22 protein-coding genes and 1 tRNA gene are annotated in these 24,723 nt (G+C 44.6%); 16 read left to right on the forward strand and 7 right to left on the reverse strand.

The features are described 5' to 3' along the window. Positions 1-40: 40 nt before the first annotated feature. Positions 41-928: a YvcK family protein gene (locus tag AC3CKG_RS11245; RefSeq protein ID WP_102436971.1), complete on the forward strand. Its 888-nt coding sequence runs from the start codon at positions 41-43 to the stop codon at positions 926-928. Between the two features lie 118 nt (positions 929-1,046). On the opposite strand, the gene luxU is transcribed toward AC3CKG_RS11245, so the two are convergent. From luxU to uvrB, 3 genes are all read right to left on the reverse strand, one after another. Next, complete coding sequence (gene luxU, locus AC3CKG_RS11250) at positions 1,047-1,391, reverse strand: quorum-sensing phosphorelay protein LuxU (protein ID WP_065103213.1); 345 nt, start codon at positions 1,389-1,391, stop codon at positions 1,047-1,049. A gap of 23 nt (positions 1,392-1,414) precedes the next feature. Further along, positions 1,415-2,803 (reverse strand): quorum-sensing sigma-54 dependent transcriptional regulator LuxO, encoded by a 1,389-nt coding sequence (gene luxO / locus AC3CKG_RS11255; protein WP_017111109.1) that lies wholly within the window; start codon positions 2,801-2,803, stop codon positions 1,415-1,417. Positions 2,804-3,075: 272 nt separating this feature from the next. After that, positions 3,076-5,106, reverse strand: coding sequence for an excinuclease ABC subunit UvrB (gene uvrB / locus AC3CKG_RS11260; RefSeq protein ID WP_017111110.1), 2,031 nt, complete (start codon positions 5,104-5,106; stop codon positions 3,076-3,078). Positions 5,107-5,615: 509 nt separating this feature from the next. Here uvrB and AC3CKG_RS11265 point away from each other — a divergent pair. From AC3CKG_RS11265 to AC3CKG_RS11310, 10 genes are all read left to right on the forward strand, one after another. Further along, positions 5,616-5,691, forward strand: a tRNA-Asn gene (locus tag AC3CKG_RS11265). Positions 5,692-6,215: 524 nt separating this feature from the next. After that, positions 6,216-6,794: an electron transport complex subunit RsxA gene (gene rsxA / locus AC3CKG_RS11270; RefSeq protein WP_004734039.1), complete on the forward strand. Its 579-nt coding sequence runs from the start codon at positions 6,216-6,218 to the stop codon at positions 6,792-6,794. A gap of 2 nt (positions 6,795-6,796) precedes the next feature. Then, a complete protein-coding gene (gene rsxB / locus AC3CKG_RS11275; protein WP_004734040.1) occupies positions 6,797-7,390 on the forward strand; it encodes an electron transport complex subunit RsxB in 594 nt (197 codons plus the stop codon). Positions 7,391-7,397: 7 nt separating this feature from the next. Further along, positions 7,398-10,232, forward strand: a complete 2,835-nt coding sequence (gene rsxC, locus AC3CKG_RS11280; protein ID WP_488528364.1) for an electron transport complex subunit RsxC — start codon at positions 7,398-7,400, stop codon at positions 10,230-10,232. Next, complete coding sequence (rsxD, locus tag AC3CKG_RS11285) at positions 10,232-11,278, forward strand: electron transport complex subunit RsxD (protein WP_488528365.1); 1,047 nt, start codon at positions 10,232-10,234, stop codon at positions 11,276-11,278. The genes rsxC and rsxD overlap by 1 nt, the downstream gene beginning before the upstream one ends. 12 nt (positions 11,279-11,290) lie before the next feature. Next, entirely contained in the window at positions 11,291-11,920 is a 630-nt protein-coding gene (gene rsxG / locus AC3CKG_RS11290; RefSeq protein WP_488528366.1) for an electron transport complex subunit RsxG, read from the forward strand. Continuing rightward, the gene (locus AC3CKG_RS11295; RefSeq protein WP_017088559.1) at positions 11,920-12,612 is read left to right on the forward strand and encodes an electron transport complex subunit E; all 693 of its coding nucleotides are present in this window, start codon (positions 11,920-11,922) and stop codon (positions 12,610-12,612) included. Before rsxG ends, AC3CKG_RS11295 begins: the two co-directional genes overlap by 1 nt. Positions 12,613-12,818: 206 nt before the next feature. Then, the gene (gene nth / locus AC3CKG_RS11300) at positions 12,819-13,454 is read left to right on the forward strand and encodes an endonuclease III (RefSeq protein ID WP_161677947.1); all 636 of its coding nucleotides are present in this window, start codon (positions 12,819-12,821) and stop codon (positions 13,452-13,454) included. Between the two features lie 126 nt (positions 13,455-13,580). Continuing rightward, a complete protein-coding gene (gene gloA, locus AC3CKG_RS11305) occupies positions 13,581-13,997 on the forward strand; it encodes a lactoylglutathione lyase (RefSeq protein WP_004734046.1) in 417 nt (138 codons plus the stop codon). Positions 13,998-14,205: 208 nt separating this feature from the next. Beyond that, positions 14,206-14,640: a DUF2753 domain-containing protein gene (locus AC3CKG_RS11310; protein ID WP_017076183.1), complete on the forward strand. Its 435-nt coding sequence runs from the start codon at positions 14,206-14,208 to the stop codon at positions 14,638-14,640. 95 nt (positions 14,641-14,735) lie between these two features. Here the strand turns inward: AC3CKG_RS11310 and motY are convergent, their stop codons facing one another. Beyond that, positions 14,736-15,617, reverse strand: a complete 882-nt coding sequence (gene motY, locus AC3CKG_RS11315; RefSeq protein ID WP_065103209.1) for a flagellar protein MotY — start codon at positions 15,615-15,617, stop codon at positions 14,736-14,738. A gap of 188 nt (positions 15,618-15,805) precedes the next feature. Here motY and rnt point away from each other — a divergent pair, with 188 nt between their 5' ends. After that, positions 15,806-16,450: a ribonuclease T gene (rnt, locus tag AC3CKG_RS11320; protein ID WP_017061178.1), complete on the forward strand. Its 645-nt coding sequence runs from the start codon at positions 15,806-15,808 to the stop codon at positions 16,448-16,450. Between the two features lie 64 nt (positions 16,451-16,514). Next, the gene (locus AC3CKG_RS11325) at positions 16,515-17,840 is read left to right on the forward strand and encodes a Na+/H+ antiporter family protein (protein ID WP_012603527.1); all 1,326 of its coding nucleotides are present in this window, start codon (positions 16,515-16,517) and stop codon (positions 17,838-17,840) included. A 219-nt stretch (positions 17,841-18,059) separates the two neighbouring features. On the opposite strand, the gene AC3CKG_RS11330 is transcribed toward AC3CKG_RS11325, so the two are convergent. Next, entirely contained in the window at positions 18,060-18,689 is a 630-nt protein-coding gene (locus AC3CKG_RS11330) for a DsbA family protein (RefSeq protein ID WP_488528367.1), read from the reverse strand. A 97-nt stretch (positions 18,690-18,786) separates the two neighbouring features. Then, positions 18,787-19,125 carry a Grx4 family monothiol glutaredoxin gene (locus AC3CKG_RS11335; RefSeq protein WP_017076187.1) on the reverse strand — a complete coding sequence of 113 codons (339 nt, stop codon included), beginning with the start codon at positions 19,123-19,125 and terminating at the stop codon, positions 18,787-18,789. 269 nt (positions 19,126-19,394) lie between these two features. On the opposite strand from AC3CKG_RS11335, the gene sodB reads away from it, so the two are divergent. From sodB to AC3CKG_RS11350, 3 genes are all read left to right on the forward strand, one after another. Beyond that, entirely contained in the window at positions 19,395-19,979 is a 585-nt protein-coding gene (gene sodB / locus AC3CKG_RS11340; protein WP_004734050.1) for a superoxide dismutase [Fe], read from the forward strand. 273 nt (positions 19,980-20,252) lie between these two features. Beyond that, positions 20,253-20,756: a VC2046/SO_2500 family protein gene (locus tag AC3CKG_RS11345; protein ID WP_267240642.1), complete on the forward strand. Its 504-nt coding sequence runs from the start codon at positions 20,253-20,255 to the stop codon at positions 20,754-20,756. A gap of 279 nt (positions 20,757-21,035) precedes the next feature. Further along, a complete protein-coding gene (locus tag AC3CKG_RS11350; protein ID WP_065103206.1) occupies positions 21,036-21,719 on the forward strand; it encodes an SDR family oxidoreductase in 684 nt (227 codons plus the stop codon). A 189-nt stretch (positions 21,720-21,908) separates the two neighbouring features. Here AC3CKG_RS11350 and adhE read toward each other — a convergent pair whose 3' ends face one another. After that, a complete protein-coding gene (gene adhE / locus AC3CKG_RS11355; protein WP_017105552.1) occupies positions 21,909-24,617 on the reverse strand; it encodes a bifunctional acetaldehyde-CoA/alcohol dehydrogenase in 2,709 nt (902 codons plus the stop codon). Between the last annotated feature and the right edge of the window lie 106 nt (positions 24,618-24,723).

Below are 24,723 nucleotides of genomic sequence, written 5' to 3' on the forward strand. Positions count from 1 at the left end.
ACCTAAATTATAGTTGGTAATAATCTAACAAGAACAAAAAATGAATATTTACTCTTCAAAGAAAGTCGTCGCAATCGGTGGAGGCCATGGCTTAGGTCGCATGCTTGCTGCATTAAAAGACTTTGGTAGCAATGCAACAGGCATTGTTGCAACAACAGATAACGGTGGTTCAACCGGACGAATCCGAGACTGCCAAGGTGGTATTGCTTGGGGAGATACTCGTAACTGTATCAACCAATTGATCACTGAACCTTCCATCAGTTCAATGATGTTTGAGTACCGTTTTCGCGGTCAAGGTGAGCTGGATGGTCATAACCTCGGCAATCTAATGCTGACTGCCTTAGACAACCTTTCCGTTCGCCCATTGGAAGCAATTAACCTAATTCGAAATATGCTCAAGGTCGATGTCAATATCGTCCCGATGACCGAGCACCCTTCCGATCTCACCGCGCTATCAATGGATGGTCGTTGGGTTACGGGTGAAACCAACGTTGACGACATGACAGAAAAACTGCGCATGATGGATCTGTCTCCAGAAGTGCCTGCAACCAAAGAAGCCGTTGCAGCCGTCGAACAAGCCGATTGTATCGTTCTTGGACCCGGCAGCTTTCTGACCAGTGTTATGCCCCCTCTTCTCCTGCCTGAGATTGGCAAAGCCATCGCTGAGAACACCAAGGCTAAAGTTATTTTCATCGAAAACCTTTCGCCAGAGCACGGTCCTGCAGGAAAAATGACACTTCAAGAGCAGCTTGAATGGTGCGAACGTACCTGCAAAGCGAGAAAAATTGATGTTGTGCTGGGCAATGCGCCGCACCCTGAACTTGAAGGGCTTTGGAACTGCGTGACCACCGATCTTGCCTCTCCTAATCGAGATTGGCGACATGACCGTTTAAAACTTCAACAAGCGATTCGGGCTCAACTGGCTTAGTGGCTTGTAGCTTATAGCTTATAGCTTATAGCTTAGGCTAAACAACTGAGACCAGTAAAAACAAAAAAGGAGCATCATGCTCCTTTTTTAATATCCACTTATGCCACCATCAACCGTTTTAGAGATCCGTCATCAACTGCTGATATTCCGTGTACGTTGATAACAGAAGTTCTTGCATATCTTGAAAATCAACGTCTGTCACGGGTAACGCTTGTTTCACTTTTGCATCCACACTAATCGCAAAACTACACAAAGAATCGGCACCAAAGCTCGCGGCGCTGCTCTTTAAGGCATGGCTAATGTCGGCCAGATACTTCGATGTATCCGTGTCTTTATTGAGATCTAGGTGCTCATAATATCCTTTCAGTTCACCTAAAAATATTTCCAGTAACACTGGGACATTCTCTTGCCCGATTTCACCGGCAAGTTCATCAACCTTTTGCTGATTTAATACTTTCATCATCGTTCTTTCTTATTGTTTGGTGACTACTGCTTCGCATTCCACGTTTGCAATTTACGGTAAATCGTCGATGGACTGACATCCAAGAAACCTGCCGCACGAGGGATGTTGCCATCACACGCTTTTATGGCCTGTTCGATTGCCGTTTTTTCAGTGATCCACAATGGGAAAATATCTTTTACCGTGATGTCCTCATTCTGCTTCTCTTTCAGTCGCAGACTGTTTTCAATAGGTTGATTCAATGGCGGCGGAAGCATATTCAGAGTAATCTCTTTACCATTATTCAATACCACCACATTTCGTAATACGTTTTGTAACTGACGAACATTACCCGGCCACTCGTATTGGTTAAAGCGATCCAGCACTTCCTGAGCAAAACGCACAAAGGCCTTACCTTCCTCAACAGACATATAGCCCAGCAGCGAGTACGCAATTTCAATAACATCTTCCCCACGCTCGCGCAGTGGCGGCAAGTGCAAAGGAATCACGTATAAACGATAGTATAAATCTTCTCTAAAGCGACCTTCTTGTACTTCTTTCCAAGGGTCACGATTAGTTGCACAAACAAAGCGCACATCAACGCTCTTCATTTTTGAAGAACCGACTTTTTGGAAAGTACCGGTTTGAATAAAACGCAGAAGCTTAGTTTGCAGTTCAAGATCCATTTCGCACAACTCATCGAGGAACAAGGTTCCACCATCTGCAAGTTCAGCCGCGCCTTGTCGATCCGTTGCCGCCCCAGTAAAGGCGCCTTTAACGTGACCAAACAGTTCACTCTCAATCAAATCTTTTGGAATAGCGGCACAGTTAATCGCAATGAAAGGCTTATCACCACGCTTACTCGCAGCGTGAATCGCTTCTGCACAAACCTCTTTACCGGTACCACTTTCACCTGTGATGAAAATACTCGCTTTACTCGATGCTGCAGAATCGATCGTTCGGTAGACCTGCTGCATGGTTTGGCTACTACCAATGAAGCCTTGATAGTTTTGATTACCGGGATGTTCAGCACTGTTTTTGAGTTTTGTCGCTTTGCGGATCGCGTTGTTCACCGTAATACGAAGTCGGTCGGCTTCACACGGTTTGATAAGGAAATCTTGAGAACCATGACGCATCGCTTCAACGGCCGTATCGATCGAGCCGTGAGCCGTCATAAAGATCACAGGAACTTCTGGGTATTTTTGTTTTACAGCAAATAGCACGTCCATACCCGTCATATCAGGTAGACGTAGATCTAATAAAATAAGGTCTGGGATTCGATGATTCAAACTCTCAATTGCATCGCGGCCTGTGCCGACAATGTTGATATCAATCTCGAGCGGTGTAAGATACGAGCGATATAGAGCCGCTACTGAGGCGGTATCCTCTACCATCAACAAATACTTCGATTTGTTATCTAGCGTTTTTGATTGCATATCCTAGCCATTATAATTTGCATTTCTTATTATAATCGCATTCCGCTTTGCATTATGCAAATTAACCACAGTATTTGTGGAACATTTCTTTCCCTGTTTAAAACAATCAATGTGTTATCGATGTGGCACGAACGATGCAGTTAACTAATTGACCTTCGGGTCACCTAGCCAACTGACGTTGTTAGTGGATCTTGTGTTCACAAACGTAAGCCAGTAGAACATTTACTACTGGCTGTTTTTTTGTCTGAAATTCCAGTCCCGACGAGCTAACCTTAACTATTGGTAATGAACTGCTTTCTTAACTGTTCAATTTCATCACGCTTCTGTGCCGCCAATTCAAATTCCAAGTTCTGAGCATGTTGATACATCGCTGCTTCAAGCTTACTGATCTCTTTATCAAGCTGCTGTGGTGTAAGCACTGCATAACTTTCAGAAGGTTCAGCAACCTTAGATAACGGAACTTGTTTAGACTGTCGCTGTTGTTTGGATTTAGTCAGGTCACCCAGCTCCATAATATCTTTGATATTACGTTTAAGCGCTTGTGGCGTGATGCCTTGCTCTTCGTTGTAAGCTTGTTGCTTTTCTCTACGACGATCAGTTTCATCAATCGCTTTTCTCATTGATTTGGTGATCGAGTCACCATACAAGATAGCTCGACCTTCTAAGTTACGCGCCGCACGACCAATGGTTTGAATAAGAGAACGCTCAGAACGTAAGAAGCCTTCTTTGTCTGCATCAAGAATCGCCACCAGCGATACTTCTGGCATATCCAGACCTTCTCGAAGTAAGTTAATGCCCACTAACACGTCAAACTCGCCCAGTCGAAGATCTCGAATGATCTCTACACGCTCAACCGTATCGATATCTGAGTGCAAGTAACGAACCTTAACACCATGCTCACTCAGATATTCTGTTAAGTCTTCTGCCATTCGTTTAGTTAGCGTAGTGACAAGCACGCGCTCTTCTTTCACTGAACGTATTCTGATTTCAGACAACAAATCATCAACCTGAGTCGCGACAGGCCTTACTTCGATGATCGGGTCAAGTAAGCCAGTAGGACGCACTACTTGATCAGCAATCTCACCGTCTGATTTCTCAATCTCATAATTACCCGGCGTGGCCGACACAAAAATAGTCTGAGGAGCGATCGATTCGAACTCTTCAAACTTCATCGGACGGTTATCTAACGCCGAAGGCAGTCTAAAGCCAAACTCAACCAAGGTTTCTTTACGCGAACGGTCACCTTTATACATGGCGCCAATTTGCGGCACAGTTACGTGTGACTCATCGATAATCAGCAAACCATCATTAGGTAAGTAATCAAATAACGTCGGAGGTGCTTCACCTTCATTACGTCCACTCAAATAACGAGAGTAGTTTTCAATACCTGAGCAAAAACCCAGCTCCGTCATCATCTCAATATCAAACTGAGTTCTTTGGGAGATGCGCTGTTCTTCGAGAAGCTTGTTGTTGTCTTTTAAATATTGCGCCCTATCGCGTAACTCATCCTTAATCTTCTCAATCGCTTCAAGGATTTTCTCTCTTGGAGTGACATAGTGCGTTTTTGGATAAACCGTAAAACGAGGTAAGTCTCTCTGTTTAATAGCACCGGTTAACGGGTCAAAAATACTGATACAGTCTACTTCATCATCGAACATTTCGATTCGAACTGCGTCTTGGTCAGATTCTGCTGGGAAGATATCAATCACTTCACCACGGACACGGAACTGACCACGCTCAAATGCTACATCGTTTCTCGAATATTGCAGCTCAGCCAAGCGGCGTAAGATATCACGCTGATCCATCACCTCACCACGACTTAAGTGAAGCATCATCTTCAAGTAAGACTTGGGATCACCAAGACCATAAATAGCGGATACAGAAGCGACAATGATGGCGTCTTTACGTTCAAGAAGCGCTTTGGTCGCTGAAAGTCTCATTTGCTCGATGTGGGCATTCACCGACGCATCTTTCTCAATGAAAGTATCCGTGGTTGGAACGTAAGCTTCTGGTTGGTAGTAATCGTAGTAAGAAACGAAGTACTCTACGGCATTATTTGGAAAGAAAGATTTCATCTCACCATAAAGCTGAGCAGCCAACGTCTTGTTCGGTGCTAACAGAATGGCAGGTCTTTGCGATTGGGAAATGACATTGGCAAGAGTAAAGGTTTTACCTGAGCCCGTTACCCCTAATAGAGTTTGATGTGCCAAACCAGAATCTAATCCATCTAGTAATCTGGTTATCGCTGTCGGCTGGTCACCGGACGGGCTGTAGTCCGATACCAAATCAAAGAGTTTGCTCATAGGTTGCCATTTCCATACTGTGTTTTTAATCAGGTCATTGTCACTCTAGGAGCCATCTCGTTGCAACTATTATCTAGAGAAATGCGCCTTAAGATTGAATATCAGTGATAGCTTTTATTTTTAGAACTTGGTATTATCCGTGCCCCTGCAAAGTTTCCCCAGCTAAATTACTCAAATTTTAATCCACTACTTTTCCCCAAAAAATCTAAAAATACCGCTTGTTTTACTGTTCGCTTTATAATCTATAAAAGTTATACAATCGTGATACTTTGGTACTATTCCTTTAAATACATCACGTTAGCTATAATTTTTACATTTTCAGATTTATCCCAATTATTGTTGTTAAAGTTTCACACACACACTTATCCACAATTTTGGTGGATAACTAAAGCAAAGCTAAATCTGATAAGGCGTCCAAGAAAGTAAAGTTTTTTATCTTACTTTTTTCTACTATTTTTTATTGACAGAAAATAGGTCTCTTATTAAAATTCGCGTCGCTAACAAGCAATTCCCCTTTAGTTCAGTTGGTAGAACGGCGGACTGTTAATCCGTATGTCGCAAGTTCAAGTCTTGCAAGGGGAGCCAAATTCAGAAAAAAGCTCAATCGAAAGATTGGGCTTTTTTCGTATATAACTGCGACTAACTTGCTCCAAGTTAATATCACACCCGAATCGTCGGACCGTGCTACCCGCCCGCACTCAAGTCTCGACAAGGGGGCCAAATTTAAAGAAGCCGCATCACTCGATGCGGCTTTTTGCGTTTTTAACGAGCTTACTTTCTACAATACACCCCATGCGGCCGCCAATGGCACTGAATTAACAGCAGTAAATGGTAAAAAATCATTCTTTGATTCATCTCACCTCCGATTTTTCAGCTGTATAGAAAAGTGAAATCAGTGTGTACTTAAATGATCAGCCAAAGATCATCGTGATACCTCAGAGCACGCTTACACCATTAAAATATATGTCTATACTTACTGCAGCTTTGATAATCAAACGATTACCTGATGTTTTTTTCACCAAGTGTCTAAATCCATAGTGATCCTTGGTTGTTATTAGGTGAGCAAAGCAGGATAATATCGGGATCGGAATCTCAAGAATTAATCCATTATGACCGAATACCTTTTGTTGTTGGTTGGCACAGTGCTGGTCAATAACTTTGTGCTAGTGAAGTTTTTAGGACTATGTCCATTTATGGGAGTCTCCAAGAAACTGGAGACTGCGATTGGCATGGGCCTCGCGACGACTTTCGTTCTGACGTTAGCGTCGGTATCTGCATACCTAGTAGAAACCTACATCCTTACCCCTCTGGGTATTGAATACCTGCGTACCATGAGTTTCATCTTGGTTATCGCGGTGGTTGTTCAATTTACGGAAATGGTCGTTCACAAAACCAGCCCAACGCTATATCGCCTATTAGGTATCTTCCTGCCTCTTATCACCACCAACTGCGCGGTGTTAGGTGTGGCACTTTTGAACATCAATGAAAACCACAACTTCATTCAGTCGATCATCTATGGTTTCGGCGCGGCTGTTGGTTTCTCTCTTGTTCTGATCCTATTTGCTGCGATGCGTGAGCGTATTGCGGTTGCTGATGTTCCTATGCCATTCAAAGGCGCATCGATTGCGATGATCACAGCAGGCCTAATGTCTCTGGCATTTATGGGCTTTACTGGGTTGGTGAAGTAAGAATGAGTACCATCTTAATTGCAATCATTGCACTCGCCGTTTTAGCCGCTGTTTTTGGCGCTATCTTAGGCTTTGCTTCTATTCGCTTTAAAGTAGAAGCCGATCCGATCGTTGATCAAATCGATACCATTTTACCGCAAACTCAATGTGGCCAGTGTGGTTACCCTGGTTGTCGCCCATACGCAGAGGCGATCGCTAACGGAGACAAGATCAACAAATGTCCTCCTGGCGGCCAAGCAACCATAGAGAAGCTCGCAGATTTAATGGGCGTAGAAGTTGAAGACTCCGCTCATGACTTAGATAACAAAGTAAAAACCGTTGCCTTCATTCATGAAGATATGTGTATTGGCTGTACCAAATGCATTCAAGCCTGCCCTGTCGACGCCATTGTTGGTGGCACCAAGGCACTTCACACAGTAATCAAAGATGAATGTACAGGTTGTGATCTATGTGTCGCACCGTGCCCTACTGACTGTATCGAAATGATTCCAGTGGCAACAACGACTGAAAATTGGAAATGGCAGATGAACATCATTCCTGTTACTGATATCACTAACCAAGCAACTGATGCGACCGCGTCAGAGCCTAAGGCATAGGGTTAGTATGATCTCTTTAATTGAACAAATTCGCACGGGCTCAATTTGGAACTTCCCGGGCGGTGTGCACCCTGCTGAAAACAAGAAACAGTCGAATACTACTGATATCGTGCATGCAAGGCTCCCAGAAGAAATCGTTCTTCCAGTGAAACAGCATATCGGTAAGCCTGGTAACTTGTTGGTTGCTGTCGGTGATGCCGTACTCAAAGGTCAACAACTGACGGCCTTAGAGACTGGTTTTACTTTGCCAGTACATGCACCAACATCGGGTGTTATTACCGCTATCGAACCACGAACCACCGCTCACCCTTCAGGCTTGAGCGATGTGTGCGTAGTTATTAAACCTGATGGCCTCGACGCTTGGGTGGCAAAACACCCGGTTGAAGATTTTTCTACAAAGACATCCGATGAACTGCTTGATGTAATTCGCCAAGCTGGTATTTCAGGTATGGGCGGTGCAGGCTTCCCTACCGCGAAAAAGCTTCAGTCAGGACTTGGGCGTACTGACATTTTAATCGTCAACGCTGCTGAGTGTGAACCTTACATCACCTCAGATGACAAGTTACTTCAAGAACATGCCGACGAAGTATTAAAAGGCATCGAAGTGGTTGAACACATTCTTCAACCAAAGCTGACGGTTATCGGCATTGAAGACAACAAACCAGACGCGATAAAAGCACTTGAGGTTGCAGCAAAAGACAAAGATATCGTCATTCGCGTTATCCCAACCAAATACCCTTCTGGTGGTGAAAAACAGCTCATCAAGATCCTCACCAATAAAGAGGTGCCTGCTGGCGGCATCCCTGCAGACATTGGTGTTTTGGTTCAGAACGTCGGCTCTCTTTACTCGATTAAGCGAGCGGTAATTGACGGCGAACCTGTGGTTAACCGTGTGGTGACTTTAACCGGTAAGACCTTTAAGCAACCTCGTAACGTTTGGGCACTACTAGGTACTCCAGTACACGAGTTACTTGAAGAGTTTGGCTACAAAGCCGATAAAAAGCTGCCGCGTTTGATTTTGGGCGGCCCTATGATGGGCTTCACTTTGCCACATGCCAATGTGCCAATTACCAAAACATCGAACTGTATTTTAGCGCCAACGCGCCGTGAAATTTCACCAAGCACTTACGAAATGGAATGTATTCGATGTAGTGCTTGTGCCGAGGCTTGTCCCGCATCACTTCTTCCTCAACAACTGCAATGGCATGCGAAAGCCAACGAGTTGGATAAGTGTGAAGAGCTAAATATTAAAGACTGTATTGAATGTGGTGCTTGTGCGTTTGTCTGCCCAAGTGAAATCCCTCTTGTTCAGTACTATCGCCAAGCAAAAGCAGAAATCAAAACAAGAAAAGACGAAGCGACAGCTGCAGAGCGTGCCAAGATTCGTTTCGAAGAGAAAAACGCTCGTATGGAGCGTGACAAAGCAGAACGTGAAAACCGCTTCAAAAAAGCCGCGGATAATCGTCGTAAAGACATGAAATCGGCCGACGGTGACGACGCAATTGCTGCTGCTATCGCACGTGTTAAAGCTCAAAAAGCGACGGCAGATCAAGACACAGCCGCAGAGCCAACCGTAAAACCTGCAGTTGCTGCTGCCATTGCTCGTGCTAAAGCAAAGCAGGCTGCTGCTCAGAAAGAAAGTAATTCTGAACCTGATAACTCTGAAATGTCGAAACTACGTGAAGAACGTAAGAGACAAGCACGAGAACGTAAAGCACAACAAGCAGCTACTGATAATCCAACAGAAAGCTCTAGTGATGGCAAGAAAGACGCTGTCGCTGCAGCTATCGCTCGCGCTAAAGCCAAGAAAGCACAACAAACAGAATCAGCTTCTGAAGCTCCGATTGAAAAATCAGGCGATGCTAAGAAAGATGCTGTCGCTGCGGCCATTGCTCGCGCTAAAGCAAAGAAAGCACAACAAACAGAGTCGGCTTCTGAAGCTCCGGTTGAAAAATCAGGTGATGCTAAGAAAGACGCTGTCGCTGCTGCAATAGCTCGTGCTAAAGCCAAGAAAGCACAACAAACAGAATCAGCTTCTGAAGCTCCGGTTGAAAAATCAGGTGATGCTAAAAAAGACGCAGTTGCTGCGGCTATTGCTCGCGCTAAAGCGAAAAAAGCACAACAAACAGAGTCAGTTTCTGAAGCTCCAGCTGAAAAATCAGGTGGCGCTAAGAAAGATGCCGTTGCTGCTGCAATAGCTCGTGCTAAAGCCAAGAAAGCACAACAGGCGGAGTCTGTTTCTGAAGCTCCAGTTGAAAAATCAGGTGACGCTAAGAAAGACGCGGTTGCTGCAGCTATTGCTCGCGCTAAAGCGAAGAAAGCTCAACAAGCAGAGTCAGCTACTCTAACCGAAAGTGAAGCTCCGGTTGAAAGCTCTGGCGATGCCAAGAAAGATGCTGTCGCTGCAGCTATCGCGCGTGCTAAAGCCAAGAAAGCACAACAAGCTGAAGCCGTTACTCAAACAGAAAGTGAAGCTCCAACTGAAAGTAGTGGCGACGCTAAGAAAGATGCTGTCGCTGCCGCTATCGCTCATGCTAAAGCAAAAAAAGCACAGCAAGCTAAGCAGGAAGAGACTCCTGAGCCCGACGCTCCAGAAAAGTCTGTCGACCCTAAAAAAGCGGCCGTTGCCGCAGCAATAGCTCGCGCTAAAGCGAAGAAAGCACAGCAAGCGAAACAGGCCGAGACAGAAGAAATACTTGAGCCTGTGACCGAAGTTAAGACTGAGACTCAACAAGAACGAGTCGACCCTAAAAAAGCAGCGGTTGCTGCAGCGATTGCTCGTGCTAAAGCAAGAAAGGCGCAGCAAGAGCAAGACAAAAAGAATAATGAGGAGAAAGAGTAGTGGCCTTCTTTATCGCCAGCTCACCGCACGCGCACAATCGTAGAAGCACCCCCGATCTCATGAAATGGGTCGCTATTTGTGCATTGCCAGGTCTACTAGCTCAAACTTACTTCTTTGGGTGGGGTACGCTCATCCAGTTGGTATTTGCTATTGCACTTGCTGTTACCTTTGAAGCCGCTGTAATGCTGCTAAGAAAACGTCCACCAGTGATGGCATTGCGTGATTACAGTGCGGTTGTGACCGCTTGGCTACTCAGTGTCGCGATTCCCCCACACTCTCCGTGGTGGATTCTAGTCATAGGTATGTTCTTCGCTATCATCATCGCAAAACACCTTTATGGCGGCCTTGGGCAAAACCCATTTAATCCCGCGATGGTGGCTTACGTTGTTTTGCTGATCTCATTCCCAGTTCAGATGACCAGTTGGAATGCGCCGACCAGCTTAACCGCTGAAGCAACGAGCTTTGTTGACTCATTTTTGATGATCTTTACCGGTTTCAATAATGAAGGTTTGTCTCTTCAACAAGCACGCCTTGGTATTGATGGCACCACCATGGCAACGCCGCTTGATGCCTTCAAAACGGCATTAACGGCAGGCAACACCGCTTCTGAAGCGATGTCCCAACCACAATTTAGTTGGTTAGCAGGCGTGGGCTGGGAATGGGTTAACCTTGCCTACCTAGTCGGCGGCTTAGTACTCATTAAGCAACGCGTGATTCAATGGCACATTCCAGTCGCTTTTATTGCTAGCCTTGCGCTGTTTAGCCTAGTGTTCTTAGTGTTGACGCCAGGTGAAACCGCTTCTCCAACCATTCATCTATTGTCTGGTGCAACCATGCTTGGTGCATTCTTCATTGCAACCGATCCGGTTTCAGCCTCGACGACAGTGAAAGGTCGCTTGGTATTTGGTGCCATGATTGGCGCATTGGTGTTTATTATCCGCAGTTGGGGTGGCTTCCCTGATGGCGTGGCGTTTGCTGTATTGTTAGCCAACATGTGTGTTCCACTGATTGACTACTACACCAAACCTCGTACGTACGGTCACTAAGGAGCGGATGCCATGCTAAATGCTATTAAGAAGAACGGCCTTGTACTCGCGATTTTTGCGTGTGCTTCAACAGGTTTGGTCGCGGTGACTCACTACCTGACCAAAGATCAGATCAAACAGCAAGAACAGGCTCAACTACTGTCTGTTCTTAACCAAGTTATCCCGCACAATCTGCACGATAATGAACTGTTTTCGTCTTGTACTTTGGTTCAAGCAGAAGAACTTGGTACTGAGCAAGTGATGCCAGCTTACATCGCTAAACTTAATGGTGAGCCAAGCGCGATTGCGATCGAAGCGATTGCACCAGACGGCTACAATGGCGCGATTAAAGTCATTGTTGGAATGAAAATCGACGGTACGATTTTAGGTACTCGCGTGCTTTCACACCAAGAAACTCCGGGCTTGGGTGATAAGATTGACCTACGTGTGAGTGATTGGATTCTTTCGTTTGCTGGTAAGCAAGTTACGGATTCTAATCTAGACCGTTGGAAGGTTCGTAAAGACGGTGGTGACTTCGACCAGTTTACTGGCGCAACCATTACGCCAAGAGCGGTCGTTAAGTCAGTCAAACAAGCGGTTCAGTACGTTAACCAAAACAACCAAGCATTACTTGCTCAACCTCTAAATTGTGGTGGTGAATAATGAGTGACCATAAAACACTAATCAAAAATGGCATGTGGGCTAACAACCCTGCCCTAGTACAACTTCTTGGCTTATGTCCTCTGTTGGCTGTATCTTCAACTGTGACTAACGCTCTTGGATTAGGTATCGCTACCTTGCTTGTACTAGTTGGCTCGAACGTGTCTGTATCTTTGGTTCGAAACCATGTGCCAAAAGAAGTGCGTATTCCAGTATTCGTGATGATCATTGCGTCACTGGTAACCTGTGTTCAACTTCTGATGAACGCATACGCGTATGGCCTTTACCTCTCTTTGGGTATCTTTATCCCACTGATCGTAACCAACTGTATCATCATTGGCCGAGCTGAAGCCTTCGCTTCTAAAAACGAAGTACTTCCTGCAGCTCAAGATGGTTTCTGGATGGGCCTTGGCATGACATCGGTACTGGTTGTATTGGGTGCGATGCGCGAGGTTATTGGTAACGGAACTCTATTTGATGGCGCAGACCTACTCCTTGGTGATTGGGCTTCGGTGTTACGAATCCAGATATTCCAATTTGATAACAGCTTTTTGTTAGCCCTGCTACCACCCGGTGCCTTTATTGGTGTTGGTTTCTTGATTGCTTTGAAAAACATCATCGACAACCAAGCTAAATCTAGACAGCCAAAACAAGAAAAACCAGCCATTGAACGCGCTCGCGTTACCAATGCCTGATAAGTTACAGTAGCTTAAATCCTGCTGAGTAGCTCAACCGCTCAGCAGGTAAATCGATTGACCAAGCACACATAATAATGACGCTCATAAGAGCGCGTAACCGATGATAAAGCCTGAACCATTACGGAACTTGTTATTTTAAAACGAGTAAGTTTGAAATAACTTCGCCGGAACTCAAGCCCTAACTATTTGAAAGTAATGTCGCTATGAACAATGTAAAACGAGTAAAAATACTTGAGCGTTTAAGAGAAAACAATCCAAAGCCAGAAACCGAGCTTAATTGGAACAGCCCTTTCGAATTGCTGATCGCAGTGCTCTTATCTGCGCAGGCAACCGATGTCAGCGTCAACAAAGCCACTGATAAGCTGTACCCTGTGGCTAATACTCCACAGGCTATTTTCGACCTAGGTGTCGACGGCCTAAAAGAGTACATCAAGACCATCGGCCTATTTAACTCGAAAGCAGAAAACACCATCAAAACGTGCCGTATGCTGCTTGACCTACACAACGGTGAAGTACCGGAAGATCGTGCCGCGCTAGAAGCCCTCCCAGGTGTAGGCCGCAAAACAGCAAACGTAGTGTTAAATACTGCATTCGGTTGGCCAACCATTGCCGTTGATACTCACATCTACCGTGTATCAAACCGCACCAAGTTAGCGATGGGTAAAACCGTCGACGATGTTGAAGCTAAGCTGCTCAAGGTCATTCCCAAAGAATTCAAATTAGATGTCCACCATTGGCTCATTCTTCATGGACGTTACACATGTGTCGCGCGTAAACCACGCTGTGGCAGCTGTATCATTGAAGACCTGTGTGAATTCAAAGAAAAGACGGACGTCTAGGCTCAGAAGCTGTTAGCCCTAAGCGAAAGAAGCTGACAAGCCTATTGGCCAAAAAGCGCCGCGTTTATCTAGCGGCATGAAACAGAATTACAAAAACGTATACATAATTAAAGCTAGGAGCAAATCATGTCAAACGGTCGTATTTTACACACCATGCTACGCGTTGGTGATCTAGACAAGTCTATCGAGTTCTACACCAATGTAATGGGCATGCAGCTATTACGTAAGAACGAAAACAAAGAGTACGAATACACACTGGCTTTCGTTGGCTTTGGTGACGAATCTCAAGGTGCTGTGATTGAGCTAACGTACAACTGGGGTACGACTGAATATGACCTTGGCTCAGCTTTTGGTCACGTTGCTATCGGTGTTGATGACATTTACACAACGTGTGATGCGATTAAAGCAGCAGGCGGTAATGTGACACGTGAAGCAGGCCCAGTAAAAGGCGGCTCTACGCACATCGCATTCGTTAAAGATCCTGATGGCTACATGATTGAACTTATTCAGAACAAACAAGCAAGTGCTGGTCTTGAAGGTTAATTCCTAACAAACCCGCTATGAAGCTTGGCTTTGAAAATAAAGCCAAGACTAATCCAAAAAGAAGCGAGCACTATGCTCGCTTCTTTTTTATGTTTCCACGCATGAACAATACCCTTCACCAATTATTATTAACAATCTCACCAATGAAACTTTACATGATAATGATTATCATTTAAATTAACCACCTATTGATTAGTGAGGTAATACAATGATTAGCGAATGGGAAAAACACACGTTACTTGCCGATACTGCATTGCAGCTCGACGATCCTGTACGAAGTATTCTTCACTATCAGCAAGCATTAAACTTAAGCGAAGAAATTACTGAACGCACTGATATTCAGGCTGATGAGCGTTTGCTGATTTCGGTTATCTCTTGCCACAACCTTGCTCAATTTTGGCGATGGGCTGGTGATACAGACTACGAACTCAAGTACCTTCAACTTGCTTCAGAAAAAGTACTGACCCTGATTCCGCAGTGCCCGAATACACAATGCTCCAGCTTTATAGATTCTATTGGTTGCTGTAAGAAAGCCCTTATCGATTTCATGAAACGCCATCCCAACCCTAAAATTGCCTCTATGGTTGAAAAAATCGATACCGCGACCAACTGTGAAATGATCGCTCGTTTCCGCTTGAACTAAACAAGTTACGTTGAGACAACGACTTGAAAATTAAAATACAAAAAAGCCCGTCATTTCGACGGGCTTCTTGATTGGAGCTTTCGATTTTATTCAAGCTAAACCTGCGTCCTACCCAATGAGATAACAACGCGGCGGTTTTGATCTTTACCAATTGGTGAATTGTTGTCGGCAATTGGACGACGCTTACCATAACCTTGCACTTGAATACGGTCTTCCGGTAAACCGAGTGACTTAAAGTACTCTCTTAACGACTCCGCTCTTCGCTCTGAAAGATTCTGGCTAATGCCTTTGCTGTCAGCAGAATCGGTATATGTAGCCACCAGCACCAGATCAATGTCTTGGTTGTAGCGAACATAGTCAGCTATCTGACTCAACCTTTTACGTGATGATTTGTTCAACTGATCGCTGTTACGATCGTAATGCAAAATAGTGAAAGAGATATCTTCAAAGCTGTAAGGCAGTAGGTTAGCAATACAATCACTGAACACATTGTACTTTTCTTGGAACAACACCGACGATAACGACACTTCGATACGCTGATCTCGGCTCTGCCACTCTTGGTAACTGAATGTCGGGTAACGTCCTTTCTCTAGCTCACTCAAGATTCCCCACGCCGTCTGACCGCCAACATAGCCATCAAATTGTTGGAAGAACTTAATGGTTGTCATGCGATCAGCGCTTTCACCCGGACGCCAAGGTGGCGGCATCGAAATCAAGCTGACATTACGCGTCGCACCCATTGGGCGACGCATTTTAAGCTCAAAGTCCAAAATGATTTTCTTACTCGCGCGAGATGAGAACTCAGCATCACCAAAATTTGGAATCGGGTGAACCAAGCGACATTCTAGTGGCGTGTTAGCCACCATCTCCCACGTCGATTGTTGAGGAGATGCTCCATAACGCTTTTCTTGTGCCATGACCGATGACGACATAAGTAGCGAAAATAGCATTGAACCTGTTATGAGTTGTTTCTTCATAAAGTGGAGTATCTCTTAAGCAATTCGTTTAACAATGCAGCCAATTGCCGCATTTTTCTCTCGCGTTTAAATATGCAATTATCAAGCCGAGATGGTGCGGCTAATTTATGATTTATTGACCTTTCCTAGTTTTTATCACCGCTATTATCTGCAATAATGCAGCCTTAATCACACTTATTTGGGCTAACATGACTGTAGAAAACGAAGCTCTGACCCTAAAAAAACGCTTTCGTGGCTATTTTCCAGTGGTCATCGACGTGGAAACCGCAGGGTTTAACGCTGAAACCGATGCATTATTAGAGATCTGTGCCATTACATTAAAAATGGATGAAAACGGAGATCTGCACCCAGCATCAACGCTTCATTTTCACATTGAGCCTTTTGAAGGCGCAAATATAGAGCAGGCAGCATTAGACTTTAACGGAATTAAAGACCCATTTAGCCCATTACGTGGTGCTGTGTCGGAACAAGAAGCCCTTAAAGAAATCTACAAGCTAGTGAGAAAAGAACAAAAAGCTTCAGATTGCAGTCGCGCAATCATGGTCGCTCACAATGCTACGTTCGATTTAAACTTCGTTAATGCAGCAAGTGAGCGTTGTAAGCTTAAACGCGTCCCTTTCCATCCATTTGCAACTTTTGACACTGCAGCTCTTAGTGGTCTTGCCTACGGTCAAACCGTTTTGGCTAAAGCTTGCCGCACTGCGGGGATGGAATTTGACAACAAAGAAGCACACTCTGCTTTGTATGATACGCAAAAAACCACAGAGTTATTTTGCGGCATCGTAAACAAATGGAAAGCCCTTGGTGGTTGGCCTCTTGTTGACGAAGAATAAAAAATAGAGTCGGTAAACGTTCACTCGTATTGCCTTCATAAAAACACAACATCCCGAGAATAATATGAATCCTGTTGTAATTTCAGTTTGCATCATGCTTGTTTTAGCTTTGATGCGCGTAAACGTTGTCGTGGCTCTCACGTTCAGCGCAATTATCGGTGGCGTAGCCTCTGGTATGAGTGTGAACGATGCTGTAGCAGCTTTCGAAAGTGGATTAGGCGGCGGTGCAACTATCGCACTTAGCTACGCAATGCTTGGTACCTTTGCTGTTGCTATCTCTCGTTCTGGTATCACAGATCTCCTTGCTCAAAGCGTGATTAAGCGTATTCACGGCAAAGAGAACAGTGCGGCATCTAATGGTCTAAAATACGGCATCCTTGCGTCTTTGATCTTAGTGACCATGTCTTCGCAAAACGTGATTCCTGTACATATCGCCTTCATCCCAATTTTAATCCCACCTCTATTAGGCGTATTCGCAAAAATGAACCTAGACCGTCGTCTGGTTGCGTGTGTACTTACTTTTGGTCTAATTACCCCGTATATGGTTCTACCTATCGGTTTTGGTGGCATCTTCCTAAACAACATTCTGCTTAAAAACCTTCACGACAACGGTCTTGAAAACGTAGTAGCAAGCCAAGTACCAATGGCGATGTTGTTACCGGCTGCAGGCATGATCTTTGGTCTTCTTACGGCAGTATTCTTTACTTACCGTAAGCCACGTCAATACAAAGAAACGTCTCATACTGTTGTTTCAACCGAAGTGAAAGAGATCAACAAGAAGCACATCCTAGTGGCTGCTGCTGGTATTGTTGCTGCACTAACGGTTCAACTATCGACAGGTTCTATGATCATCGGTGCTTTGGCTGGTTTCATGGTATTCACCTTCGGTGGTGTAATCGCTTGGAAAGAGACACACGATGTCTTCACCAAGGGTGTTCATATGATGGCAATGATCGGTTTCATCATGATTGCAGCGGCAGGTTTTGCAGCAGTAATGAAGCAAACCGGTGGCGTTGAGTCTCTGGTTGAAGCGCTTTCAACAAGCATCGGCGACAACAAGCCTCTAGCAGCACTGCTTATGCTCATCGTTGGTCTATTGGTAACCATGGGTATCGGTTCTTCGTTCTCTACGATTCCAATCCTTGCAACTATCTACGTTCCTCTAGCAGCAGCATTTGGTTTCTCACCAATGGCAACAATCGCACTAGTGGGTACAGCGGCAGCGCTAGGTGACGCGGGTTCTCCGGCTTCTGACTCAACATTAGGTCCAACATCGGGTCTTAATGCTGATGGTCAACACGAGCACGTATGGGAAACCGTAGTACCTACGTTCTTGCACTACAACATCCCACTGATCGTATTCGGTTGGATTGCAGCTATGGTTCTATAATTCGATTCTTTAGTTAAGAATCGATATGCAACATAACTGTGAGCTATAAGCTAGAAGCTAGAAGCTAGAAGCTAGAAAGACATTATAAAGACCGCCTCGTGCGGTCTTTTTTATTCCTAGAATTCACTCCAAGAACCAATTACATCAAACAAAAAAAGGCTTACTCTTATGAGTAAGCCTTAGACATAATTTACGGTAATACAGACAGCTCTTGCTGAATTATGCAGCGGGAGCGTTATTCACAAGTACTTCGCGAATAGACTTAAGCGTCGCTTCCGTTGAATGGTAATCCAGTTCTACTGCCGTAAAAATACCATTTACTTCAAGCATTAACGTCGGGTAAGAATGCACACCGATCGCTTCTTTAAAGCCTAATTGGTCATCTAATTCGCTTTCCAATAACTTGCTAGAAAGGTCATTTTCAAACTGTTGTACATTCATACCTAGCTCTTGAGCGAGCTGAAGGTGCGTTTCTTGGCTGTGTGGCAACATCGCACGAAGGTAGTAAGCGTGTTGAATTGCTTCAAGCATCGCTTCGTAGTGATCTTGAAAACCAGCAGCGATTACGGCGCGACATGCAGGGTAAGTACTGCGAACAGGTTGACACTCTGTCCAGAATTCGTGGTTGAACTCAGTGCCCAACTTCGCTTCTATCTGCTTCCAGATAGCTTGCAGCTTGCCTCTCATCTCTTCTGACATTGGCTCATCAGAATCCGGTGCCAAGCCACCCACAACGTAGTTAAACTCAATGCTCGCGGGTAGCTGCTGTTTTAAGAGCTCTAATGTTGGCTTATAACCCCAGCACCAACTGCACATTGGGTCATGCACATAATGAAGTTTTACGTCCATTGTTCATTCCTTATCGAGTCTTTCGAACTATTCAAACAAAAAAGGAGCCTTATTAAGGGCCCCTTCCATTCAATGTTTAAGCACAAAGGCTTAAAGCTTACTCAGCGTCGTCGCCAGCTACTTTAGCAGCTGCTTCTTTAACGATTGGCTGAAGCTCACCTTTTTGGAACATCTCAAGAATGATGTCACAACCACCGATTAGCTCACCGTCAACCCATAGTTGTGGGAACGTTGGCCATTGTGCGTAAGCTGGAAGCTCTGCACGAATGTCAGGGTTTTGTAGGATATCTACGTAAGCAAATTTTTCGCCACACGCCATTAGTGCTTGAGATGCTTGAGAAGAAAAACCACAGCTTGGCAGCTTAGGAGAACCTTTCATGTAAAGTAGAATGGTGTTTTCTTCAATTTGCTGTTTGATTTTATCGATAGTTTCCATTGCTTCCTCGTTAATGGATTACGGCTTTTATTGCCTTTATTCTACCCCAAACCAAAAGAATAAAAACCATATAAAAAAAGCGGTTTACGAGCTAAGCTAACAATTCACATAAAAGTGATGAAATAAGCTTTTAATAAAGTAAAAACTTGCTAAACTATATCGCAAGTCAGCAAATTGACCGTGGTTGGCCTCATAGCGAACCATGAATAATAATATCACTGGAAGCAATCGAAAGAGTTAACTCTTTCATATCAATGGAGAATTGAGCAATGGCATTTGAACTACCGGCTCTTCCTTACGCGAAAGACGCGCTAGAACCACACATCTCAGCAGAAACGCTAGATTTCCACCACGGTAAGCACCACAACACTTACGTTGTTAAGCTAAACGGTCTTATCCCAGGTACTGAGTTTGAAGGCAAAACACTAGAAGAGATCGTTAAGACTTCTACTGGTGGTGTTTTCAATAACGCTGCTCAAATCTGGAACCACACGTTCTACTGGCACTGTCTTGCTCCTAAAGCAGGCGGCGAACCAACTGGCGCTGTTGCAGAAGCGATCAACGCTGCATTCGGTTCTTTCGAAGAATTCAAAGCGAAATTCACTGATTCAGCAATCAACAACTTCGGTTCTTCTTGGACTTGGTTAGTTAAGAAAGCTGACGGTTCTCTAGACATCGTTAACACTTCTAACGCTGCTACTCCTCTAACAGAAGAAGGTGTTACTCCACTTCTAACTGTTGACCTATGGGAACACGCTTACTACATCGATTTCCGCAATGTTCGCCCTGACTACATGGCTGCATTCTGGAACCTAGTAAACTGGTCTTTCGTAGAAGAGAACCTAGCTAAGTAATCTATTACTTGTGCTGCGCTATTTATAGCGAGTTATCTATTGAAAGCTCATGCCTCGGCGTGAGCTTTTTTGTATCTGTCATTTACCCAGATTGAAAATAGAAGATTGAAAATAGAAGATTGAAAATAGGAGATTGAACGGGTTAATTACGCCTACTTTGCAACCAACATCAACCACTCCTACCCGCTCTTCATCAATTGGCTATTTGCCTGTAATTAAACACTAAAGTTTGCCGACTCCATGCCGTTAAAGGTGTATCGAATGAGAGGCAACATGCAAATACATACTTTAGACAAAGCAGGAATCATCAACGAACTGAAGTTCGGCATCGGGATCAGCCAAGCGGTTGAGCAAGGTCGCCGTGCAGATTTCGCGTTGCTGCTATCTATGTTTTCTAATGATGTTCGTGATTGCACACCCATCGACACCATTGAAGTTAGTGAGACAAATGAAGATCGCCTGCGTAAACACTTCGGCGTAGCAGAGCCGCAACCTTTGCGCTCAGACCAATCGTCTTATGAAATTTCGGCTCAGCAATCGAATCAGTTTCATCAGGCAAGTCTTGCCAGCGCAAAGCTAAGTCATTACTTGAAACCGGAAGCGCTTGCCTTCATGCCTGAAGATACGGCCGACTTACCCGAAGAGGTTTACCAAAACCTTTCTGGTCATGACCGACGCAGACTCGCAAACAAGCATTTACCTGATTTGCCACATGCCACGCTCTATAACGAGCTAACAACTGCGCAACGTCAGTATCAAATTCAAGCTCAAGTATAGCGGCCATCTACCTTTCCTCTTTTTCGCTTTCCATTCACAGCGATTCTTCGATTAACTCGCACACTTCAAACCATTCATACGAATGATATGAACCACTAGTCTTAGGCAACCTAAAAACACCAAATGTCGGTTAACGCTTGAAGTTACTACAAAATGTGACGTGCCACTAAGTTCATAGAAACTTATTAATTGGCGTGGCTTAGTTTGAACCAATTCACACCCATTGTATAAAATTTGACCCATTCTTATCGGACACGGACGATTTGTTTAGGTACTGGGATGGAAATAAAAAGCTCAATCATATTGGTAACATCTGCCGGCTCGCGACTGGGAGGGACGATTGCGAACCACTTTGTAAACCTTGGAGCAACCGTCATCCTGTGCGACAACGATCCTGAAGCACTTCAGGCTACCTATGTACAATGCGCTCGCTTTTCAGATTCTGTTTACAGCTACACGCTTAAAAACAATGATAACCAGGCGATCCTTAACGTATTCGATTTTATTCAAAACACGTTCAACACAACTCCAGATGTGTTAGTTAATAACTGGATCAGCTCACCTATGCCTAGCCTTATTGGTGATCAACCGGTGAGTCGTTTTATTAATGACTTATCTTCTATGGCTTCTACTCTATTCGCCTTTGGCCAAATCAGTGCTGAACGCTTGCGAGAAGAGGAGAAAGAAGGTGTCATTGTGAATGTGATATCTCATGATGACTTTCATGATGTATCCGGCCTAGAGAGCGCAAACTCGATGATTACCGGCTTTACCCACAGTTGGGCGAAAGAACTGACTCCATTTGGTATTCGAGTCGGTGGCGTTGTCCCCGCAGTTCACAATTCAGATGGCAAACTTAACCGATGCCACTGGGCGCAGCTGCAAGACGAGCTAACCAGAACAACCGAATACATCGTCTCTAATGATTACTTTAGCGGGCGTGTGGTTGCCGCAGAAGTTTAACCCCCTTACTCCAAATGAACATGACTAACTCAACTCATATTGAACAACAGAGCTATCGCCTTTCAGTAAGTCTATATAAACGAACCAAACATAAAAAAAGCCCCAGTCTCTCGACTGGGGCTTTGTTCTTTTCCCGATTAGATAAGGTTCGTGCTAGCGAAAACTTATCTCAAAACTAATGCTCACTTATTATGCGTTAGCTTTTTCTTTTTTAGCTTTTGGCGCTGATTTTGCTTCAGCTGGCTTTTGGTCAGCTTTCTTCAAAATTACTGTTGTACCTTCGAAAGTTTCACCTTCAACGTAAGGAGTACCGAAGTACGACGTTGTTAGAACTTCTTTTAGCTCAGTGATTAGAGGGTAACGTGGGTTAGCACCTGTACACTGGTCATCGAACGCTTCAACCGCTAGCTCGTCTAGTTTCGCAACGAAGTCAGACTCGTTAACACCCGCAGCTTGGATAGACAGTGGGATGTCTAGGTCAACTTTAAGCTCTTCTAACCAAGTCAGTAGACGTTCAATCTTCTGAGCAGTACGGTCACCAACTTGGCTTAGGCCTAGATGGTCAGCAACTTCAGCGTAACGACGACGTGCTTGTGGACGGTCGTACTGAGAGAATGCAGTTTGCTTAGTTGGGTTATCGTTCGCGTTGTAACGTACAACGTTTGAGATAAGCAGCGCGTTAGCAAGGCCGTGTGGTAGGTGGAACTCAGCACCAATTTTGTGAGCCATTGAGTGACACACACCTAGGAATGCGTTCGCAAATGCTACACCAGCGATAGTTGCTGCGTTGTGTACTTTTTCACGAGCGATTGGGTCTGCTGCACCGTTTTTGTAGCTTGATGGTAGGTACTCTTTAAGCATCTTAAGAGCTTGTAGAGCTTGGCCATCTGAGTATTCGTTCGCTAGAACAGACACGTAAGCTTCAAGAGCGTGAGTTACTGCATCGTAACCACCGAACGCTGTTAGAGACTTAGGCATGTTCATTACTAGGTTCGCATCAACGATAGCCATGTTTGGCGTGATTTCGTAGTCAGCTAGTGGGTACTTAGCACCAGTCTTGTCGTCTGTAACAACAGCGAATGGAGTAACCTCTGAACCTGTACCTGAAGTTGTAGTGATACATACAAGCTCAGCTTTTTGACCCATTTTAGGGAACTTGTAGATACGTTTACGGATATCCATAAAGCGCATTGCTAGTTCTTCGAAGTGAGTCTCTGGGTGCTCGTACATAACCCACATGATCTTAGCAGCATCCATTGGAGAACCGCCACCTAGAGCAAGGATTACGTCAGGTTGGAAGCTCTTCATTGCTTCAGCGCCTTTCTCAACAACAGATAGTGTTGGATCCGCTTCTACATCGAAGAATGTTTGAACTTCAATACCTTGTGCTTTAAGCAGGCTAACTACGTCATCAGCGTAACCGTTGTTGAATAGGAAACGGTCAGTTACTAGGAATGCGCGTTTCTTACCTTCTAGGTCGCCAAGAGCGATTGGAAGGCTACCACGACGGAAGTAGATAGACTTAGGTAGTTTGTGCCACAACATATTTTCAGCTCGCTTCGCTACAGTTTTCTTGTTGATAAGGTGCTTAGGACCTACGTTCTCAGAGATAGAGTTACCACCCCAAGAGCCACAACCAAGAGTTAGAGACGGTGCAACGTTGAAGTTGTACAGGTCACCGATACCACCGTGAGTAGTAGGGATGTTGATTAGGATACGAGCCGTTTTCATCTTGTCACCGAAGTAACGGATGCGGTCTGCGTTAACATCTTGGTTAGTGTAAAGACCAGATGTATGACCGATACCACCAATTTCAACCATTGTTACTGCTTGAGCAACTGCGTTCTCGAAAGAAGACGCACGGAACATACCTAGAGTTGGAGACAGTTTCTCATGAGCGAATTCGTCGTCGTAAGATACTTCGCCAAGGCCTTCACCAACAAGAATCTTAGTATCAGCTGGAACTTTAACACCCGCCATTTCAGCGATTGCAGTTGCAGGTTGACCAACGATTTTTGCGTTTAGGTTGCCGTCGATAAGTAGAACTTTACGAACTTTATCTGCGTCAGCTTTGCTTAGTACGTGACCTTTGTGAGATGCGAAACGCTCTTTCACTTCGTCGTATACTTCGTCCATTACGATGACAGCTTGCTCAGAAGCACATACTACGCCGTTATCGAATGTTTTAGACATCAGGATAGATGCTACAGCACGTTTAACGTCTGCTGTGTCATCGATAACTACAGGAACGTTACCAGCACCAACACCGATAGCAGGCTTACCTGAAGAGTATGCTGCTTTAACCATGCCTGGACCACCAGTAGCTAGGATAAGCGCGATACCGTCGTGCTTCATAAGCGCGTTAGAAAGCTCTACAGATGGTTGGTCAATCCAACCGATGATGTCTTTTGGTGCGCCCGCTTTAACAGCCGCGTCTAAAACAAGTTTAGCAGCGTCGTTAGTTGAGTTCTTTGCACGTGGGTGTGGCGAGAAGATGATGCCGTTACGTGTCTTAAGAGAGATTAGAGATTTGAAGATTGCTGTAGAAGTTGGGTTCGTTGTTGGAACGATACCACAGATAATACCTACAGGCTCAGCGATAGTCATCGTGCCTAGGTTGTCATCTTCTTCTAAGATGCCACATGTTTTTTCGTCTTTGTATTTGTTGTAGATAAATTCAGATGCAAAGTGGTTTTTGATAACCTTATCTTCAACAATACCCATTCCAGATTCAGCAACTGCTTGTTGTGCTAGTGGGATACGAGCATGGTTAGCCGCAAGAGATGCTGCACGGAAGATTGCGTCAACTTTCTCTTGAGAGAATGTTGAGAATTCTTCTTGTGCTGCTTTAACGCGTGCTACCAGAGCATCTAGTTCAGCTAAGTTAGTTACAGGCATGGTGGATCTCCTAAAATAATAAATATTAAAAACTTTTTATTAAATTCGCTGCTTGCCTTTAACCTTAAACATCAGCGTTCTTAGTAAATTGCTTTCAGGACTGAGT

The sequence above is a fragment of the Vibrio sp. QJM3NY_15 genome (assembly GCF_057785995.1).

Excerpts from the sequence above, each read along its gene's own strand:
- AC3CKG_RS11245 (WP_102436971.1), top strand. The coding sequence starts at position 41 with ATGAATATTTACTCTTCAAAGAAAGTCGTCGCAATCGGTGGAGGCCAT.
- luxU (WP_065103213.1), bottom strand. The coding sequence starts at position 1,391 with ATGATGAAAGTATTAAATCAGCAAAAGGTTGATGAACTTGCCGGTGAA.
- luxO (WP_017111109.1), bottom strand. The coding sequence starts at position 2,803 with ATGCAATCAAAAACGCTAGATAACAAATCGAAGTATTTGTTGATGGTA.
- uvrB (WP_017111110.1), bottom strand. The coding sequence starts at position 5,106 with ATGAGCAAACTCTTTGATTTGGTATCGGACTACAGCCCGTCCGGTGAC.
- rsxA (WP_004734039.1), top strand. The coding sequence starts at position 6,216 with ATGACCGAATACCTTTTGTTGTTGGTTGGCACAGTGCTGGTCAATAAC.
- rsxB (WP_004734040.1), top strand. The coding sequence starts at position 6,797 with ATGAGTACCATCTTAATTGCAATCATTGCACTCGCCGTTTTAGCCGCT.
- rsxC (WP_488528364.1), top strand. The coding sequence starts at position 7,398 with ATGATCTCTTTAATTGAACAAATTCGCACGGGCTCAATTTGGAACTTC.
- rsxG (WP_488528366.1), top strand. The coding sequence starts at position 11,291 with ATGCTAAATGCTATTAAGAAGAACGGCCTTGTACTCGCGATTTTTGCG.
- AC3CKG_RS11295 (WP_017088559.1), top strand. The coding sequence starts at position 11,920 with ATGAGTGACCATAAAACACTAATCAAAAATGGCATGTGGGCTAACAAC.
- nth (WP_161677947.1), top strand. The coding sequence starts at position 12,819 with ATGAACAATGTAAAACGAGTAAAAATACTTGAGCGTTTAAGAGAAAAC.
- gloA (WP_004734046.1), top strand. The coding sequence starts at position 13,581 with ATGTCAAACGGTCGTATTTTACACACCATGCTACGCGTTGGTGATCTA.
- AC3CKG_RS11310 (WP_017076183.1), top strand. The coding sequence starts at position 14,206 with ATGATTAGCGAATGGGAAAAACACACGTTACTTGCCGATACTGCATTG.
- motY (WP_065103209.1), bottom strand. The coding sequence starts at position 15,617 with ATGAAGAAACAACTCATAACAGGTTCAATGCTATTTTCGCTACTTATG.
- rnt (WP_017061178.1), top strand. The coding sequence starts at position 15,806 with ATGACTGTAGAAAACGAAGCTCTGACCCTAAAAAAACGCTTTCGTGGC.
- AC3CKG_RS11325 (WP_012603527.1), top strand. The coding sequence starts at position 16,515 with ATGAATCCTGTTGTAATTTCAGTTTGCATCATGCTTGTTTTAGCTTTG.
- AC3CKG_RS11330 (WP_488528367.1), bottom strand. The coding sequence starts at position 18,689 with ATGGACGTAAAACTTCATTATGTGCATGACCCAATGTGCAGTTGGTGC.
- AC3CKG_RS11335 (WP_017076187.1), bottom strand. The coding sequence starts at position 19,125 with ATGGAAACTATCGATAAAATCAAACAGCAAATTGAAGAAAACACCATT.
- sodB (WP_004734050.1), top strand. The coding sequence starts at position 19,395 with ATGGCATTTGAACTACCGGCTCTTCCTTACGCGAAAGACGCGCTAGAA.
- AC3CKG_RS11345 (WP_267240642.1), top strand. The coding sequence starts at position 20,253 with ATGCAAATACATACTTTAGACAAAGCAGGAATCATCAACGAACTGAAG.
- AC3CKG_RS11350 (WP_065103206.1), top strand. The coding sequence starts at position 21,036 with ATGGAAATAAAAAGCTCAATCATATTGGTAACATCTGCCGGCTCGCGA.
- adhE (WP_017105552.1), bottom strand. The coding sequence starts at position 24,617 with ATGCCTGTAACTAACTTAGCTGAACTAGATGCTCTGGTAGCACGCGTT.